This window comes from Vibrio sp. St2, from assembly GCF_947311885.1.
Lineage (GTDB): Bacteria > Pseudomonadota > Gammaproteobacteria > Enterobacterales > Vibrionaceae > Vibrio > Vibrio coralliilyticus.
Genome location: NZ_CAMZNA010000002.1, coordinates 337,320 through 352,343, shown reverse-complemented (window position 1 = coordinate 352,343; position 15,024 = coordinate 337,320). Strand labels below are relative to the sequence as shown.

The following is a 15,024-nucleotide window of genomic DNA, read 5'->3' as shown; positions in this document are numbered from 1 at the left end:
GGCGAGTGATGAACTCTTTACGTTTACGCCAACAAGTTTATGGATGGCTCCTTGCTGGGCCATTTGTACTGACTTTGGTGGTGTTCTTTCTTTATGCGTTGGTTAGAACGGTTTACTTCAGTTTTACTGAGTACGACTTGTTCAGCGATGCAATCTGGGTTGGTCTGGCAAACTTCAAAGCACTGCTGACCGATGATCTGTTTTTACTTTCTTTGGCTAACACCGTTTGGTTTTCTCTGATTGTAACGTGTGTGCAAACTGTCTTAGCACTCGGCTTAGCAATTTTAGTCAACTCAAAAATTCGTGCCAAAAGCTTCTTTAGAACGGCATTTTACTTACCGAGTATTTTGTCGAGTGCCGCTGTCACCTTGATCTTCATTTGGTTCTACCAAAAGAACGGTTACTTAAATGGCTTTGTGACGGATGTTGTCAATCACTACCCGCACCTGAGCTGCTTTGCGCTTGTGGCCATTGTGACTCAGTTTGTTTTGGTGACGAAAGACCGGATGAAAGGTCTGCCTGTCGGTTGGTTTGACCCTGCATGGGCGATACTTTCCTTCATCATTGCGGGCGTAGCGACTTTTGTGGCGAGTGCAGTGGGTTGGATTGAAGTGACGAAAGACGTGGTTGAGGTCAACTGGCTCAACACTCGTGATAACGTCGGTCCAATGCCTTTGACTCTGTGGGCAATTGTCATTCAGAACATTTACACCACGATTCCAACTTTCATGTTGTTGTTCTTAGCCGGTTTACAAGGCATTCCGGGTGAGCTTTATGAAGCGGCTCATATTGATGGTGCAAACAAATGGCAGCAGCACTGGAACATTACTATTCCTCAGCTTGCACCAGTGACATTTGTTGTCGTGACTTTCTCAATCATTGGTACGTTGCAGATGTTTGACCAAGTGGCACTGCTTGGCTCGGCAGCACCATTAGAGTCTCGCATTACTCTGGCGTACTACGTATATCACAATGCGTTCCCACCAGGTGGCACTCCGCAAATTGGTATGGCAAGCGCAGCGGCATTGGTATTGGCGTTTATCACGCTGGCAGTGGTTTATCTGCAGAAAATCTTTGGAGTGAAGGAGAAAGCAGATGGCTAACCAAATGTCAGCAATCAACCATGAGGATGCAAAACCTATGGCATCTATGGAAGAGATTTCAAAGTTTCAAGCGCGTCGTCGCTGGGCGAAAGTAGCTTGGGTTTACAGTGCCTTACTACTCGTGACTACAGTGATGTTAGGGACCTTCGTGGTGGCGTTCTTGGCGAGTCTGAAAGATGACCCGTTGGAGCAACCATTTAAGTTCAACTTTGCTCAGGTTCAACCAAGCAACTGGGGCGCAGCTTACCAGCTCGGTAAGGAAGGTAACGATGCGCCAATGTTCGGTGGTTTCGCTCCGGGAGCAGAAGTGAACTTCACCGTGACTTACGCGGTGGAAGACGGTAAGGAACTGAAAATACCTGAAATTGAAGTGCCACGTCGTCGCCCTGGTACAGGTATGGCTGCGGCTATCGTGACCGACTTTGCTGCTGATTACGCACAAGTCAGCGAGCCAGTACTGGTAGACACCAATGACAACGTGACGTTTGTAGAAAAGCGTGGTCGCCGTGAACTTACTAAGCAAGGCCACAGCCAAACGTGGGCATTTTCCATCAAGTATCAAGGGCAAGGTCCTGAGATTGCAACGCTACCGCTAACAGTAGAAGCGCCGCGCGGCCAAGTGCTGATTGATAGCACGCTAGCGCCAAGCAAGATGGAACGTCGTGGCCGTGTAGCGGCTTGGGATAACGCAGCACCGGGTGTGATTGGTTACGTGTTTAAGTCTTACGTTCGCGTGTACACCGAGTCAGTCAGCTTAGAAACCGGTAAGAGCCTGTTCATGAGCTGGACCATCAACTCGTTCTTCATTGCGATTGGTAAGGTAATTCTGACCTTGTTCTTTGCATGTACTGCTGGTTATGCCTTAGCTCGATTGAAGTTCACTGGTGCCCGTGCTGTGTTTGCCTTCATGTTGTTCAGCATGATGATTCCGGGACAAGTAACCTTCATCTCTAACTACCTAATTTATAAAGATATCGGCTTATTGAATACGTCATGGGCGGTCATTACAGCGGTCGTTGCTTCGGGTCAGGTTCTGATAATGAAACAGTTCTTCGAGAATATTCCGAAAGAACTGGAAGAAGCGGCAATCGTAGATGGCGCAAGCCCTGCTGTGATTCTTTGGAAGGTATTTATGCCACTGGCGAAGCCAGCCATCTTGTCGGTGACCATCCTTGGTTTCCAAGGTGCGTGGAACGACTTCTTCTGGCCACTGGTGGTGATCAACAGCCCAGCTGATGCATTCACGCTTCCCGTTGGTCTATTGAGTTTACGTAACGCCTATGGCGTAGCAGGTGACTGGAACCTGATCTTGGCGGGGGCTTTCCTGTCAACAATCCCAGTACTAATTGTATTTATGGTTTTCCAACGTTACTTCGTGGGTAACGACATTTCTTCCGCTGTTAAAGGTTAAATTTCGGGGATATTTAAGATGTTTATGAACTACAACGCTGGTCAAGGCGAACTAAAAAACTGGATCGTTGAAGAGACGGCTTTTGACTCAGCTTTCCAAGGTAAATGTGAAGTAGTAATGAGCCAAGGAAATGGCTACATGGGCGCGCGTAGTGCAACGGAAGAAAAATACGTGGGACAGGTTCGCAACCTTTTTGTTGCGGGTACTTACAACAAGTTTGACGCAGACGAAGTGACCGAGCTGCCAAACTCTGCAGACATGAGTGCGATTGAAATCTTCATTGATGGCCGTCGCTTCCACCTAGAAACAGGCGAGGTAAGCAACTACTCTCGTCGTCTAAACGTGAAAAACGGTGAGTTAATCCGTGAATTCACTTGGACAAACACAGAAGGCAAGAGCTTCGAAATGCGCTTCCGCCGTTTCTTCTCGCAAGCAAACCTTCATCTAATGGCATTCGACGTTCAAGTTAAAGCTTTGAACAGCGATGCGAAAATCGAAATCCGCTCTGGTGTGGACGCGCAGCTTTCTAACTCAGGCGCACAGCACTTCCACGAAGGTGAAAAGCGTATTTACGACAAGCGTTTTATCGAGCTTCTGCAGCACACTACAGAAAGCAAAGTAGACTTTGTATTCCTAACATCTCACCGCTACCTTGTGGATGGTCAGGAAACTGAGATTGACCCAGGTCTGCAAATGGACCGCCGTAAAGTATGGCTAAACATCCACCACGATCTGAAAGCGGGCGAAACGTTCGGTACAGAGAAAGTTGGTGTGGTGCATACGTCTCGCGATAAGCAGTTCGACGTTGAAGGATACGAACTTCAGGCTCTGCGTGACCATGCGTTGACTAACCTTAAAAACAATGCAGACCGCAGCTTTGATGAGCTTTTAGAAGAGAGCGCAGCAGAGTGGGATAAGCGTTGGGCAGGCATGAGCATTCAAATTGGTGGTAGCGATTTCGACCAACTTGCGATCCGTTTTGCGCAATACCAATTGAACATCTTTACTCCAATGCATGACTCTCGTTTCGGTATCGGCGCGAAAGGTCTCTCTGGCGAAGGCTACAAAGGCCACTCATTCTGGGATACAGAAGTCTTCATGCTTCCGTTCTTCATCTACACCATGCCAGAAGTGGCGCGCAGCCTACTAGAATACCGTTTCAAAACACTAGATGGTGCTCGTAAGAAAGCAAAAGACAACGGCTACATCGGTGCACAGTTCCCATGGGAATCAGCACTAACGGGTGAAGAAGTAACGCCAGTATGGGGCGCAGTAGACATCATCACGGGCAAGTCGACCAAGATCTGGTCTGGCTTTATCGAGCAGCACATCACATGTGACATCACTTACGCATTGTGGCAGTACTACCAAATCACAGGTGACCAGAAGTTCATGGACGACATGGGCTACGAGATCATGTTCGACACAGCAACGTTCTGGACTAGCCGTCTAGAGTGGCTAGAAGATCGCGACATGTGGGGTATCTGCAATGTTATCGGTCCTGATGAGTACAAAGAACACATCGACAACAATGCGTTCACTAACTACATGGCAGTAGAGAACATCAAGCTGGCGATTCGTTACTACGAAGATCTAGAAACGTCTAACCCAGAACTACTGGCTAAGCTTTCTGACAAGCTAAACCTAATTGAAGCTCGCAAGATGTGGCTAGAGCGCGTAGACAACATCTACCTGCCACAGCCACGTGAAGAAGATAAGGTTATTCCACAGGATGACACTTACCTGCAGAAAGAAATAATTGACCTGACCAAGTACAAAGAGCAGCCATTCGTTGGTGGTCTGTTCCAGGACTACAATCTAGAGCAGGTTAACGAGATGCAGGTTTCTAAGCAGGCGGACATTATGGTGCTGTTCCTTCAGCAAGAAGATAAGTTCGACCTTGAAACTAAGCTAGCGAACTGGAACTACTACGAGCCGAAGACGCTACACGATTCATCGCTAAGCTTGTCTACGCACTCGGTATTGGCGTCAGATGTGGGTAACCCAGAGCTGTCTTACGATCTGTTCCAACAGGCTGCATCTATCGATATCGGCCAGAACATGAAGAGCTCGGATCACGGTATTCACGCGGCGTCTATCGGCGGCATGTGGCAGTGTGTAGTTTACGGTTTCGGTGGCGTACGTATGCTAGGTGGCAACCTGCGTATTAACCCTAACCTTCCAAAAGAGTGGGACAGCCTGAACTTCCCAATCTACTGGAAAGGTGAGCGTTTGGAAGTAACGGTAGATCAAGAGCAAGTTCGTATTGAACGCCCTGAATTCAACGGCCAAGCGCTAAACATCGAAGTTGCAGGCGAGCCACGTGTTATCGATTCAACAGAGGTGACTTTCAATGTGTAAGGCATTCATTTTCGACCTAGATGGCGTCATTACAGATACCGCAGAACTGCACTACCAAGCGTGGCAACGTATGGCGAACGAAGAAGGTTACTACTTCGACCGCGAAATCAACGAACAGCTGCGTGGTGTATCTCGCCAGGCGTCTCTGAACATCATCCTGAACGGTAAAGAGATCAGCGAAGAGAAGTTTGCAGAGCTGATGAAGCGTAAGAACGATTACTACGTGGATCTGCTGAATACGATTTCTGCAAAAGACGTTCTACCAGGTATTGAGCAATTTCTACTTGAGTTAAATGCACGTGGCATCAAAGTCGCGTTGGCGTCAGCAAGTAAGAACGCACGTCCTATCCTACATCGCCTTGGCCTAACGCCTCTGTTTGATGCGATTGGTGACGGCTGGTCAGTGCAGCGCTCTAAACCAGCACCGGACGTGTTCATCCATGCGGCGGGTCAAGTTGGTGTAAACGCTGACGAGTGCATCGTGGTTGAAGATGCAGAAGCAGGTGTAGACGCGGCAAAAGAAGCGGGAATGCGTGTTGTCGGTATTGGTCCTAACGACCGAGTTGGTCACGCGACATGGCGCTTCGATGATACTGCCAAGCTGACTTTGGCTGAAATCCTGTAGCAACAATAACATTGGGCGAGCTTGCTCGCCCTCATTAAAGACGTAGGTAGAACAATGGCACGTTTAGAACTGAAGAACATCAATAAAATCTATCCTGATGGTGCACACATCATCAAGGATGCCAACCTGACCATTGAAGACGGAGAGTTCACGGTATTCGTTGGCCCATCAGGGTGTGGTAAGTCAACCATGCTACGTATGGTGGCTGGCTTGGAGGAGATTTCATCAGGAGAGATGTGCTTGGATGGTGAAGTGGTGAACAACCTTTCGCCTACAGACCGTGGCATCGGCATGGTGTTCCAATCTTATGCGCTTTATCCGCATATGACGGTCTACGAAAATATTGCTTTCGGCCTGAAACTGGCAAAGAAAAGCAAAGAAGACATTGATTCAGCAGTTCGCCAGGTAGCGGAAATGCTGGAACTGACTAACCTGCTGAAGCAGAAACCTAGCCAACTATCGGGTGGTCAACGTCAACGTGTGGCGATTGGCCGAGCGATCGTGCGCAACCCTAAGCTGTTCCTGCTTGATGAACCGCTATCAAACTTAGATGCTTCGCTGCGTGTTCGCATGCGTCTACAGTTGGCGGAATATCACCAGAAACTGAAGTCGACGGTTATTTATGTCACGCACGATCAAGTAGAAGCGATGACGCTAGCGGATAAAATAGTTGTCCTTCGTGCCGGAGTGGTAGAGCAAGTCGGCTCGCCTCTGGAGCTGTACTACTTCCCACAAACTCTGTTTGTCGCCGGTTTCATCGGATCACCGAAAATGAACTTGCTGCCCGCAACATTGGTTGAGGCGACTGGCGATCAGGCAAGGGTAGAAGTGGGTGATTACACATTTGAAGCCGATGTTGACGCGACTGCTGCAACACAGGGCGCGCTAATGACTTTGGGAATCAGACCAGAAGATATCCACCTCGATGAGAAGGGAGTAGGTGTTATTGTTGAAGGTCTAGAACGTCTGGGAACAGAGTCGCTGCTTTACACCACACTAGTTCGTGGCGGTCAGGAAGTCTTGGTGCGTGTGCCGGGGACTGTTCACGTTGAAATCGGTCAAAGGCTAAATATCCGAATTCCTGCTGAGAAGTGTCATCTTTTCGATAGCAAAGGGCTGGCGTTTAAGCGTGGTAAAACCATTGATGACCTGATAACGCTTCCACCGCAAATTAAGCAAGCCAGCTAGTTACCCCTAAATCATAACAACAATAAAAAAGCCCGCTTGGCGGCGGGCTCTGGATTACTGCATTCAAAATTCAGCTTTCGACTGATTTGAATGTGCACTTAATGCCTGTTGGCGCAGGCATCAAAAAACTATCCCGTTGGCGCGGGACAGACAGTAACACTGAGATAATAAGGTATACCTCATGAAAAAGACAGTAGTGGCATCCTCTGTACTTCTTGCACTCACACTTTCTGGCGTGGCAATCGCCAATGAAAAAATTAATCCTGAAGAAGCTGAGCTGAAAGCCAAGCTGAGCGCGCTAGAGAACGAGTATTCGAAAGCTGAGTTGTTAACAGCATTGAATGCTGAGCCACGTGAAGACAGCAAACTGCACGGTACGATTGGCACCAACGTTGAAATCGAGCAGTGGAAAGAAGTCAAAAACGGCGAAGTGCTGAACAATGGCGGTAAAGTCAAATACTCACTGGCGAACGGTAACTTCCGCCACGAAGACTGGGCAGGTGTGGATTTTGGCTTCTACATGGCTCGAGAGTTTAACTACTCAGGAGAGCTGTTTAGTGCCGATCATGATGGAGTGAATGACATTACAGAGATATACCTGAATAAATCTTACGCCATTGATAATGGCAGCATCGGTTGGGGTGTGAAATACGCTCAGGAAAGCGCGGATAAGCGAAGCACGCCTGAAGGTAAAGTATTTGGCTCATACCAGATTAACGATTGGCTAGATTTTCACGGCTACGCTATGTATCACGTCGAGATTAAGCAAAACCTCGGAAACTTTGACTACTACGAGCTAGAACCTGGCTTTGGCTTCAAGATCGCGGAAAACATGGGAGCGTGGATTAACTTCCGCTACCAGCAAGGTGTTTGGGATGCTAAAGGTGACGCCGATAAAGAAGTTGAAACGGAAACCATCATTAAACCGGGGATGTGGTACAGCTTTGGTCACTGGAGCGCGGCTCTCTTCGCTGAAATCGGCAAGTTCGATAAAGAAAATGATCGTACTGGTGCCAGCCTACACTCTGAAGATTACGTCAAGCTAGGTGCGTCGGCTAACTATCCTATTTCGAAAAACTGGAGCGTATTTGGCGAGTTCAGCTACAAAACAGTTGATGTGGTCTTCGGCGATGGTCAAGACGGTGAAAACACCCTGCCATTTGGCCTGATTGGCGTGAACTACAGCTTCTAAAATGACCTCTCCTCCTGATGCTCAGGAGGAGAGTTTCCACTGCATTTAATATTTCTGGTTTTGGACTGACATTGGCAGCTTTGAGTCCGTTTGGAGCCTGTCCGGCTCCTTTTTTTGAACCAAACCCAGACGTATTCAACGACTTTACAGGTTGGAAAATGACAGAAAAATACCGCCCATACCTTCACATGACACCGGATTCGGGTTGGATGAATGATCCAAACGGATTAGTGTTCTTCAATGGTCATTATCACCAGTTTTACCAGTATTACCCAAGCGACACCGTTTGGGGGCCGATGCACTGGGGGCACAAAATCAGTACCAACCTGATTGATTGGCAAGAGCTTGAGCCCGCACTTTATCCCGATGAATCTGGCATGTGTTTCTCGGGAAGTGCGATTGTTGATTGGCATAACACATCAGGCTTATTCGAGACGGGCAAACCAGGCTTATTGGCGTTCTATACATCGTTTATTCAACCTAAAGTAACATTGGCCAATGGCACTGAAGTGGAAGACCCAATTCAGCAGCAGTCACTTGCTTATAGCCAAGATGGCTTAACGTGGAAAAAATACGCTGATGGAGCACCGATCATCTCTGCACGTGGTAACCCAGATTTCCGTGATCCTAAGGTGATTTGGCATGAGCAAAGCCAAGCGTGGGTGATGGTGGTGTCTTGCGGGCAACATATTGAGTTCTACCGTTCAACCAACTTATTGGACTGGCGTTTGGTGAGCGAGTTTGGTTACCGCCACGGTGCCCATAGCAAAGGCCCTTGGGAATGCCCAGACTTGTTTGAACTGCCTATCGAAGGCTTGCAAGAAAAACGTTGGGTGCTGGTGGTTGGCATTGGTGAGGGCGCACACTGTGGCGGTGCAGGTACACAGTACTTCATTGGTGATTTTGATGGTGAAACCTTTGTGAATCATAACCATCCTGAGACCGTATTGTGGCTCGATTTCGGTCGTGATTACTACGCGACTCAGTCATTTTCAGATATCCCCGAAGCAGACGGTCGCCGAATTGTCAGCACATGGATGAGCAACCATCAGTACTCACTTGAGCTGCCAACTCAACAGTTCCGCAGTTCGATGGCTATGCCTCGTGAACTCTTCCTGTTTGACGGTAAAGCAGGGCTACGCGTAGGACAACGCTTTGTTAAAGAGCTTAATCAGGCGTTAAGCCTTGATGTACAAACGCCAGAGCCAAGTGATGAACAAGCGATGAGCCTCTATAGCCAACAAGAAGTCATGAAGTTCAGCGCGGATGTGGCTCTACAAGATACACAAACGTTGCACTTGAATGCTTACCAAGATAATCCGGTTTACTTTGAGTTTGTTCTTGTAGAGCAAGGGGTTGAGGTGCGATCAGTGCGCCGTGGTCAGTTTGGCACTGAACGGATTGATAAACACTTCCCACATGACTATCGGGTGACCTTACCGATTGATAACGAATTCCAAGTCGAAGTGTTGATCGACAAAGGCTCGGTCGAGCTACTGATCAACGCTGGTCAATTCAGCTTTACCAACCTTGTTTATGCCAAAGAGACGCAAGCAAGTATCGCCCTAAGCGTGGATAGCGGCTCGCTAGCACTTCGCAACGTTCAAGTCTCTAGCTTGGCCGGAGAGAAAATATGTTAAACGAATTACAAACTAAGCAAGCACTACAACAAGTGCTTGATTCAGTAGAGCTGCCAAAGCTGACCAAGAAAGACGAGAAGGTGTTTCTTGAACGTCTGGCGCAGCATTTTCCATCCTTAGTCGGGCAACTGCACACGCTTTACGGCGAGCGTTATGATTTTTTCTTGCACCTACAAAATCTGGTGGTAGTGCTTGCCAAGGCCTTTTCTGGTCGTAAACGTAAGTGGAAGAACCTTGATGAGAAACGACTTAAAGACCCAACTTGGTATCGCAGTGAAAAGATGCTCGGCATGGCTGTATATGTGGATCTGTTTGCTGGTGATTTGAAAAATCTGCAAATGAAGATCCCGTACCTCAAGTCACTTGGTATTAATTATCTGCACCTCATGCCGCTTTACAAAGCACCGGAAGGTGACAGCGATGGCGGCTATGCAGTGTCTGATTACCGCAAGGTAGACCCCAAACTGGGCACGGAGAAAGATCTGGCGCAGCTCGCTGAGGCGTTGAGTGATGAAGGCATTAGCCTAGTGTTGGATTTCGTGTTCAATCACACCTCAGATGAACACTACTGGGCAGAGCAAGCACGTAAGGGTAACCCTGAGTTTGAAGGTTTTTACTACTTCTTCACCGATAAAAAGGAAGTGGATGAGTACAACCAAACCTGCCGCGAGATCTTCCCAACCGTTCGCCGTGGCAGTTTTACATTCTTAGAGGATGTAGATAAGTACGTTTGGACGACATTCAACAGCTTCCAATGGGATCTCAATTATTCAAACCCAGCGGTGTTTAACGCCATTACCGATGAAATGCTGTTCCTCGCCAACATCGGTTGTGAAGGCTTACGCCTTGATGCGCTCGCGTTCATCTGGAAAGAGAAATGGACTCAATGTGAGAGCTTGCCGAAGGCACACACCTTGATTCAGTGTTTCAACACTTGTTTGCAGATCGCAGCGCCTGCTGTGTTGTTCAAATCAGAAGCGATTGTGCACCCAGACGAAGTGGCACAGTATATCGACAAACAAGAATGTCAGTTGTCCTACAACCCATTAATGATGGCGCTGATGTGGGAGAGCTTAGCTACGCGTGAAACCAAGCTACTGACAGCGTCTCTAAAGAAAAGTTTCGAGATCTCAGATCAATGTTCATGGGTGAACTACATTCGTTGTCACGATGATATTGGTTGGACGTTTGACGATACTGTAGCTGAGCAGCTTGGCATTAACGGCTATGATCACCGCCGCTTCCTAAATCAGTTCTATACCGGCAAGTTTGAGGGTTCATTCTCTCAGGGCGTGCCGTTCCAAGAAAACCCGACTACGGGCGATTGTAGAGTGTGCGGCTCGTTAGCATCTCTAGCGGGCTTAGAAAAAGCGATTGAAGCTGACGATTCACAAGCAATCGAATTTGCACTTAAACGTATTCGCCTATTGAACAGCATCAACCTTAGCATCGGTGGTATTCCGTTGATTTATCAGGGAGACGAGCTCGGCATTTTAAATGACCACAGCTACCTAGGTGATGAATTCAAACGCGATGACGCACGTTGGGTGAACCGCCCATCGATTACCGATAAGGCGATTGAACAAGCCAGAGAAAAAGGCACGTCTCAAAACCGAATCTGGACTGATTTAAATCAGCTGGTGGCAATACGCCAATCTCATCCAGAATTGGGTAATGCAAAGACTGAAATTCTTGAAACTTATCGTTCGCAACTTTTTGCTTACTGCCGAACCAATGCAAAGGGTGAGCAACTTCTCGCTCTCTGCAATTTTGGTGAAATGGAGCAAACAATCCCAGCGTCAATATGCGATATTTTGGGCACTCGACAGACGAAGGATCTGCTTTCTGGAAAGCATTTCCTCGGCGATGAGATTGTTTTATCAGCCTATGATGTGCTGTGGTTAAAGGTAAGTGCGTAATGAGAAGTGAAAAAGAGAAAATGCTCGCTGGTGAGCCCTATGATGCATGGGACAAGCAACTTTATGGCGAGCGTATTGAATGTCGCAAAGTGTTGCAAAAGCTCAACAATAGCATTCCTGATACGGATGAATGGCGCGAGGCAATAGACACCCTCATTCCAGATTCCGAAGGTGCTTTTTTAGAGCCACCGTTTCGCTGTGATTATGGCTCCAACATTAAGTTGGGTAAAAACTTCTACGCCAACTTTAATTGCGTTGTGCTAGACGTAGCGGAAGTCCATATCGGTGACAACGTATTGTTTGCACCGAATGTACAAATCTACACCGCTGGTCACCCATTAGATGTTAAAGGTCGAGTGGAAGAGGGTGTAGAGTTTGGTACGCCTATCACGATTGGCGACAATGTATGGCTGGGCGGTGGTGTAATCGTCTGTCCGGGCGTGTCCATTGGTGAAAACAGTGTGGTAGGTGCAGGCAGTGTTGTCACAAAAGATATTCCACCTAATGTAGTAGCAGCGGGTAACCCTTGTAAAGTAATAAAACCAATAGAGCAATAAAAATAAGTAACATTAATATTATTTGACTATATTTAAACTGCTGAATAAATATAGGAGGTAATATGAAGGGAATATTTATTTCTTTAGCTTTGTTGTTTTCGCCATTTGTATTTTCATCGAATAGTTCGCTTCCAAGCTCAGACCGTTATGAGCTCTGCTATCTTGATGGTAAAGCTATCATGCTCCAGCCGAACATGTGCTACGCACTAGGCGGTATAAGGGGTGGCTAAGGTTTTTCTCAATCTAGTTAGGCCGCTTACGCGGCCTTTTCTTTATTATCTTCTACGTAAAATAATAACGTAAATATCAAATGGTATAATTACTGTTACGATGATTTTTACTCGATATATAGAAGGTTATTGTTTACGTAAAACTACTTATTTAAGAGTAAATGTTTGAATTAAATGGAGCTAATCTATAAGCGTGTATTTATATTAGAATTAAACGCGAGATTTAGCTATAGAGCTTACTTTAGGGTTACCACGTTTTGAGTTGGCACTTGTGCAAGCCGCTTTCATCCATTCTCTTGCTTCATTGCATTCCCCAAACCCGCTTCCTTTCACATATTTTAAACTCAACTCGATGCGCATGTTATCAGTTGCTTATTTTTGAGATCTCCATACTCATTCACCATAGTTATGTTTGTTATATTCCTTTCATAGGGTTACTAAAATACCAAGCACGTAATTGCGTAAAGAAGTTGCAGGTGAGCACTTTGGAGGGAAGTGAGGACGTGCAATGTAACATTGTTAGTCCTTTTCTTCAAATTAGAGGTTTAGATGGAATATCCTAATGTCCAATACTTGTCGAAATATCGAACTCTTCGACACCCTGATGGTTCGATTAACGAGAACACGTTAAATATTCTACGCAATAAAGCTGTGTGGTATGCGGCTCCACATACGTTTAATGATCCGTTTGACTGTAAGATTCGACCTCTCAAAGTACCAATGGAGGGTGAATATATTGGTGATTTTAGTGATATGGATAATCTCGAATATTATCTAGCCTCCAGATCCAAAGAAGCATCAGAAAATGGTGATGGTAAGGAGTTTCATGAATTTCTTTACAAGCTGACACAACGAAGAAATGACAAGTTAGAGGAGCAATCTAAAAACTACGCGGTTATGTGTTTCAGTGAAATTCATGACCATGGTTTGATGTGGTCTCACTATGCAGATGAACATAAAGGTATCGTAATTACATTTGAGAGAACTGAAGATAATATGCTTGGCCGTTCTAGTTGCCGTCCGGTGAGATACAGTCGACATTATCCAAGAATATCCCATGTAGAATATTGGAAAAGTCGAATGTTTGCATCAGATGAACACCCTCAAGATCACGATGTGTTGTCAATGTGTTTATTTACAAAATATGAAGATTGGTTTTATGAAAAAGAATGGAGAGACATCATCCATAATTCTCAGGGTAATGGTCAGCTAGTCGAGCTTGACGCTAAAATTAAAGGTGTATTTTTTGGGTGTAGGACACCAGAAGAAGATAAGAAATTAGTAAAAGACATTCTCGGCGACACAGTAGAATACCTCCAAATGTTTCAAGATGACTCCGGCTTTCAACTCAGACCAATGCAAGAGGAACAATGGAAAGCTGAAACCGAGAGATTAAGATTATTAGGTCAATATGATAACTTTGACGGACATGAAGTAATGACTAGGTACCATGGTAAGCCTACATATTTTATAGACCCTAAAGTTGCTGAAAACTTTCTAGGTAATATGAAGTTTAAGTAGCACAGGGCTAACAAACTGTCTAGAGGGATTAGTAATGCGTAGCATTTTTACAACGTGCTGAATTTAGGGGTTAAGCTATGAGAGTGCTTTTGTTTTTTTTACTTTGTTTTTCTTCAACTATAGTTCTCGCATCAAGTTCAAAACCGAGCTTGTATGACAACTGTCACGATATGCTATCCGTATTCATCAGCGACAATAATACTTACAATTCTTTTCTAAAAGATGAAGAGTTTGAAAATTACTTAAGTCTTAGTAAAGGACAAGGTATCAATATATCTGAAGAAGACTTTGGAAGTGAAAAGTTGAGTAGGCTGATGAAAGAATCGAAAGGATTTTTATGCCTAACAGGTAATGAACGAGATCTTCGAAAAATTCTTGATAGAAAAATTTCTCATGAAAAGATAAATGTTATGGCTGCAATACCGAATGATGGTGAGGGCATTCGGGCTACATGGAGCCACCTAAGAGATACATACAGTGAAGATAAAATAGATAAACATGTCAAACAGATGGTAAGGGCTACTAAGTCATGGGGAGATGAAAATATTTTAAGACCACCTGATGGAAAAACCATAGCTCAAACTATTATTGATGCGATCAAATCTTCCGATAGTGAGCAACTGGATGTAATTTTTGCCCACAACGAGAATGGTATTCTTAGATTTTCGGATGGCTCTGTTATTGATTCTACTTGGTTTGGTAGGTTCAACCTAAGAAGCAACATACCAATTATCCTGTCGTGTGAAACATATAAGTATATAGATAATTATTCTGGGATAGTAACTTCCAAAAGGCTGGATTTTGAAGATACAGGGTGGGTGGTAAATCAAGCGATTGAATCCTTGTCAAATAAGGAGGATATAACAATAAGAGACTTTGTTATGGAGCTTGAAGTTCAGTTTTCTTACTTAGATGAACTAAAGAACAAAAAAGTAAGGGTTGCTCTAGGTGTAACTGCTACTGGTGGCATTTCTTTGACATTATTAGCAATATCTGAAGAACAATAAAATAAAGGAGAGTTTTGTGAGTCAGTTATATGGGCAAAAAATTAGAATTCTACTCGATACTATTGAAAAATCTAGAAAACCTTTAGATGCTGGCGTTGGTGATAGCAAGTCGAAAAATATTGCTCTATTTATGCAAGTCGTAATTTCAATTGTCGCTTTAGTTTGGGGGACGTTGATTATCTTGGGTATTGGCGAAACAAATACTGAACTAAAAATGGCAGCCTGTGGTTGGGTCGGTATGGTTCTTGGCTATTGGTTTGGGTAAATATT

At 45.5% G+C, this 15,024-nt stretch carries 12 protein-coding genes; all 12 read left to right on the top strand.

Features of this window, described 5'->3' with window-relative positions; genetic code table 11:
- The first annotated feature begins 8 nt into the window (after positions 1 to 8).
- The 12 genes from QMA41_RS08070 (at position 9) to QMA41_RS08015 (ending at position 15,019) form a co-directional block, all read left to right on the top strand.
- Entirely contained in the window at positions 9 to 1,103 is a 1,095-nt protein-coding gene (locus QMA41_RS08070) for a sugar ABC transporter permease (protein WP_006961327.1), read from the top strand.
- Positions 1,096 to 2,514 (top strand): carbohydrate ABC transporter permease, encoded by a 1,419-nt coding sequence (locus QMA41_RS08065; protein ID WP_281629329.1) that lies wholly within the window; start codon positions 1,096 to 1,098, stop codon positions 2,512 to 2,514. The genes QMA41_RS08070 and QMA41_RS08065 overlap by 8 nt, the downstream gene beginning before the upstream one ends.
- An 18-nt stretch (positions 2,515 to 2,532) precedes the next feature.
- On the top strand, positions 2,533 to 4,875 hold the full coding sequence (locus QMA41_RS08060; protein ID WP_006961325.1) for a glycosyl hydrolase family 65 protein: 2,343 nt from the start codon (positions 2,533 to 2,535) through the stop codon (positions 4,873 to 4,875).
- Positions 4,868 to 5,500, top strand: coding sequence for a beta-phosphoglucomutase (gene pgmB / locus QMA41_RS08055; RefSeq protein ID WP_006961324.1), 633 nt, complete (start codon positions 4,868 to 4,870; stop codon positions 5,498 to 5,500). The genes QMA41_RS08060 and pgmB overlap by 8 nt, the downstream gene beginning before the upstream one ends.
- Before the next feature lie 54 nt (positions 5,501 to 5,554).
- Positions 5,555 to 6,688 (top strand): sn-glycerol-3-phosphate ABC transporter ATP-binding protein UgpC, encoded by a 1,134-nt coding sequence (gene ugpC / locus QMA41_RS08050; RefSeq protein WP_281629328.1) that lies wholly within the window; start codon positions 5,555 to 5,557, stop codon positions 6,686 to 6,688.
- A gap of 181 nt (positions 6,689 to 6,869) precedes the next feature.
- Complete coding sequence (locus tag QMA41_RS08045; RefSeq protein WP_064486493.1) at positions 6,870 to 7,880, top strand: OmpG porin family protein; 1,011 nt, start codon at positions 6,870 to 6,872, stop codon at positions 7,878 to 7,880.
- A gap of 158 nt (positions 7,881 to 8,038) precedes the next feature.
- Positions 8,039 to 9,520, top strand: a complete 1,482-nt coding sequence (locus QMA41_RS08040; RefSeq protein WP_281629327.1) for a glycoside hydrolase family 32 protein — start codon at positions 8,039 to 8,041, stop codon at positions 9,518 to 9,520.
- Positions 9,514 to 11,439: an alpha-amylase family protein gene (locus QMA41_RS08035; protein WP_281629326.1), complete on the top strand. Its 1,926-nt coding sequence runs from the start codon at positions 9,514 to 9,516 to the stop codon at positions 11,437 to 11,439. The genes QMA41_RS08040 and QMA41_RS08035 overlap by 7 nt, the downstream gene beginning before the upstream one ends.
- The gene (locus QMA41_RS08030; protein WP_021457431.1) at positions 11,439 to 11,996 is read left to right on the top strand and encodes a sugar O-acetyltransferase; all 558 of its coding nucleotides are present in this window, start codon (positions 11,439 to 11,441) and stop codon (positions 11,994 to 11,996) included. Before QMA41_RS08035 ends, QMA41_RS08030 begins: the two co-directional genes overlap by 1 nt.
- 779 nt (positions 11,997 to 12,775) lie before the next feature.
- Positions 12,776 to 13,747 (top strand): DUF2971 domain-containing protein, encoded by a 972-nt coding sequence (locus tag QMA41_RS08025; protein WP_281629325.1) that lies wholly within the window; start codon positions 12,776 to 12,778, stop codon positions 13,745 to 13,747.
- A gap of 77 nt (positions 13,748 to 13,824) precedes the next feature.
- On the top strand, positions 13,825 to 14,754 hold the full coding sequence (locus tag QMA41_RS08020; protein WP_281629324.1) for a hypothetical protein: 930 nt from the start codon (positions 13,825 to 13,827) through the stop codon (positions 14,752 to 14,754).
- 16 nt (positions 14,755 to 14,770) lie between these two features.
- Positions 14,771 to 15,019 carry a hypothetical protein gene (locus tag QMA41_RS08015; protein WP_281629323.1) on the top strand — a complete coding sequence of 83 codons (249 nt, stop codon included), beginning with the start codon at positions 14,771 to 14,773 and terminating at the stop codon, positions 15,017 to 15,019.
- Positions 15,020 to 15,024: the final 5 nt, after the last annotated feature.

Bases quoted from the DNA above. Each gene is read 5' to 3' on its own strand.
- ugpC (WP_281629328.1), top strand. From the start codon at position 5,555: ATGGCACGTTTAGAACTGAAGAACATCAATAAAATCTATCCTGATGGT.
- QMA41_RS08065 (WP_281629329.1), top strand. From the start codon at position 1,096: ATGGCTAACCAAATGTCAGCAATCAACCATGAGGATGCAAAACCTATG.
- pgmB (WP_006961324.1), top strand. From the start codon at position 4,868: ATGTGTAAGGCATTCATTTTCGACCTAGATGGCGTCATTACAGATACC.
- QMA41_RS08030 (WP_021457431.1), top strand. From the start codon at position 11,439: ATGAGAAGTGAAAAAGAGAAAATGCTCGCTGGTGAGCCCTATGATGCA.
- QMA41_RS08020 (WP_281629324.1), top strand. From the start codon at position 13,825: ATGAGAGTGCTTTTGTTTTTTTTACTTTGTTTTTCTTCAACTATAGTT.
- QMA41_RS08060 (WP_006961325.1), top strand. From the start codon at position 2,533: ATGTTTATGAACTACAACGCTGGTCAAGGCGAACTAAAAAACTGGATC.
- QMA41_RS08025 (WP_281629325.1), top strand. From the start codon at position 12,776: ATGGAATATCCTAATGTCCAATACTTGTCGAAATATCGAACTCTTCGA.
- QMA41_RS08045 (WP_064486493.1), top strand. From the start codon at position 6,870: ATGAAAAAGACAGTAGTGGCATCCTCTGTACTTCTTGCACTCACACTT.
- QMA41_RS08070 (WP_006961327.1), top strand. From the start codon at position 9: ATGAACTCTTTACGTTTACGCCAACAAGTTTATGGATGGCTCCTTGCT.
- QMA41_RS08035 (WP_281629326.1), top strand. From the start codon at position 9,514: ATGTTAAACGAATTACAAACTAAGCAAGCACTACAACAAGTGCTTGAT.
- QMA41_RS08040 (WP_281629327.1), top strand. From the start codon at position 8,039: ATGACAGAAAAATACCGCCCATACCTTCACATGACACCGGATTCGGGT.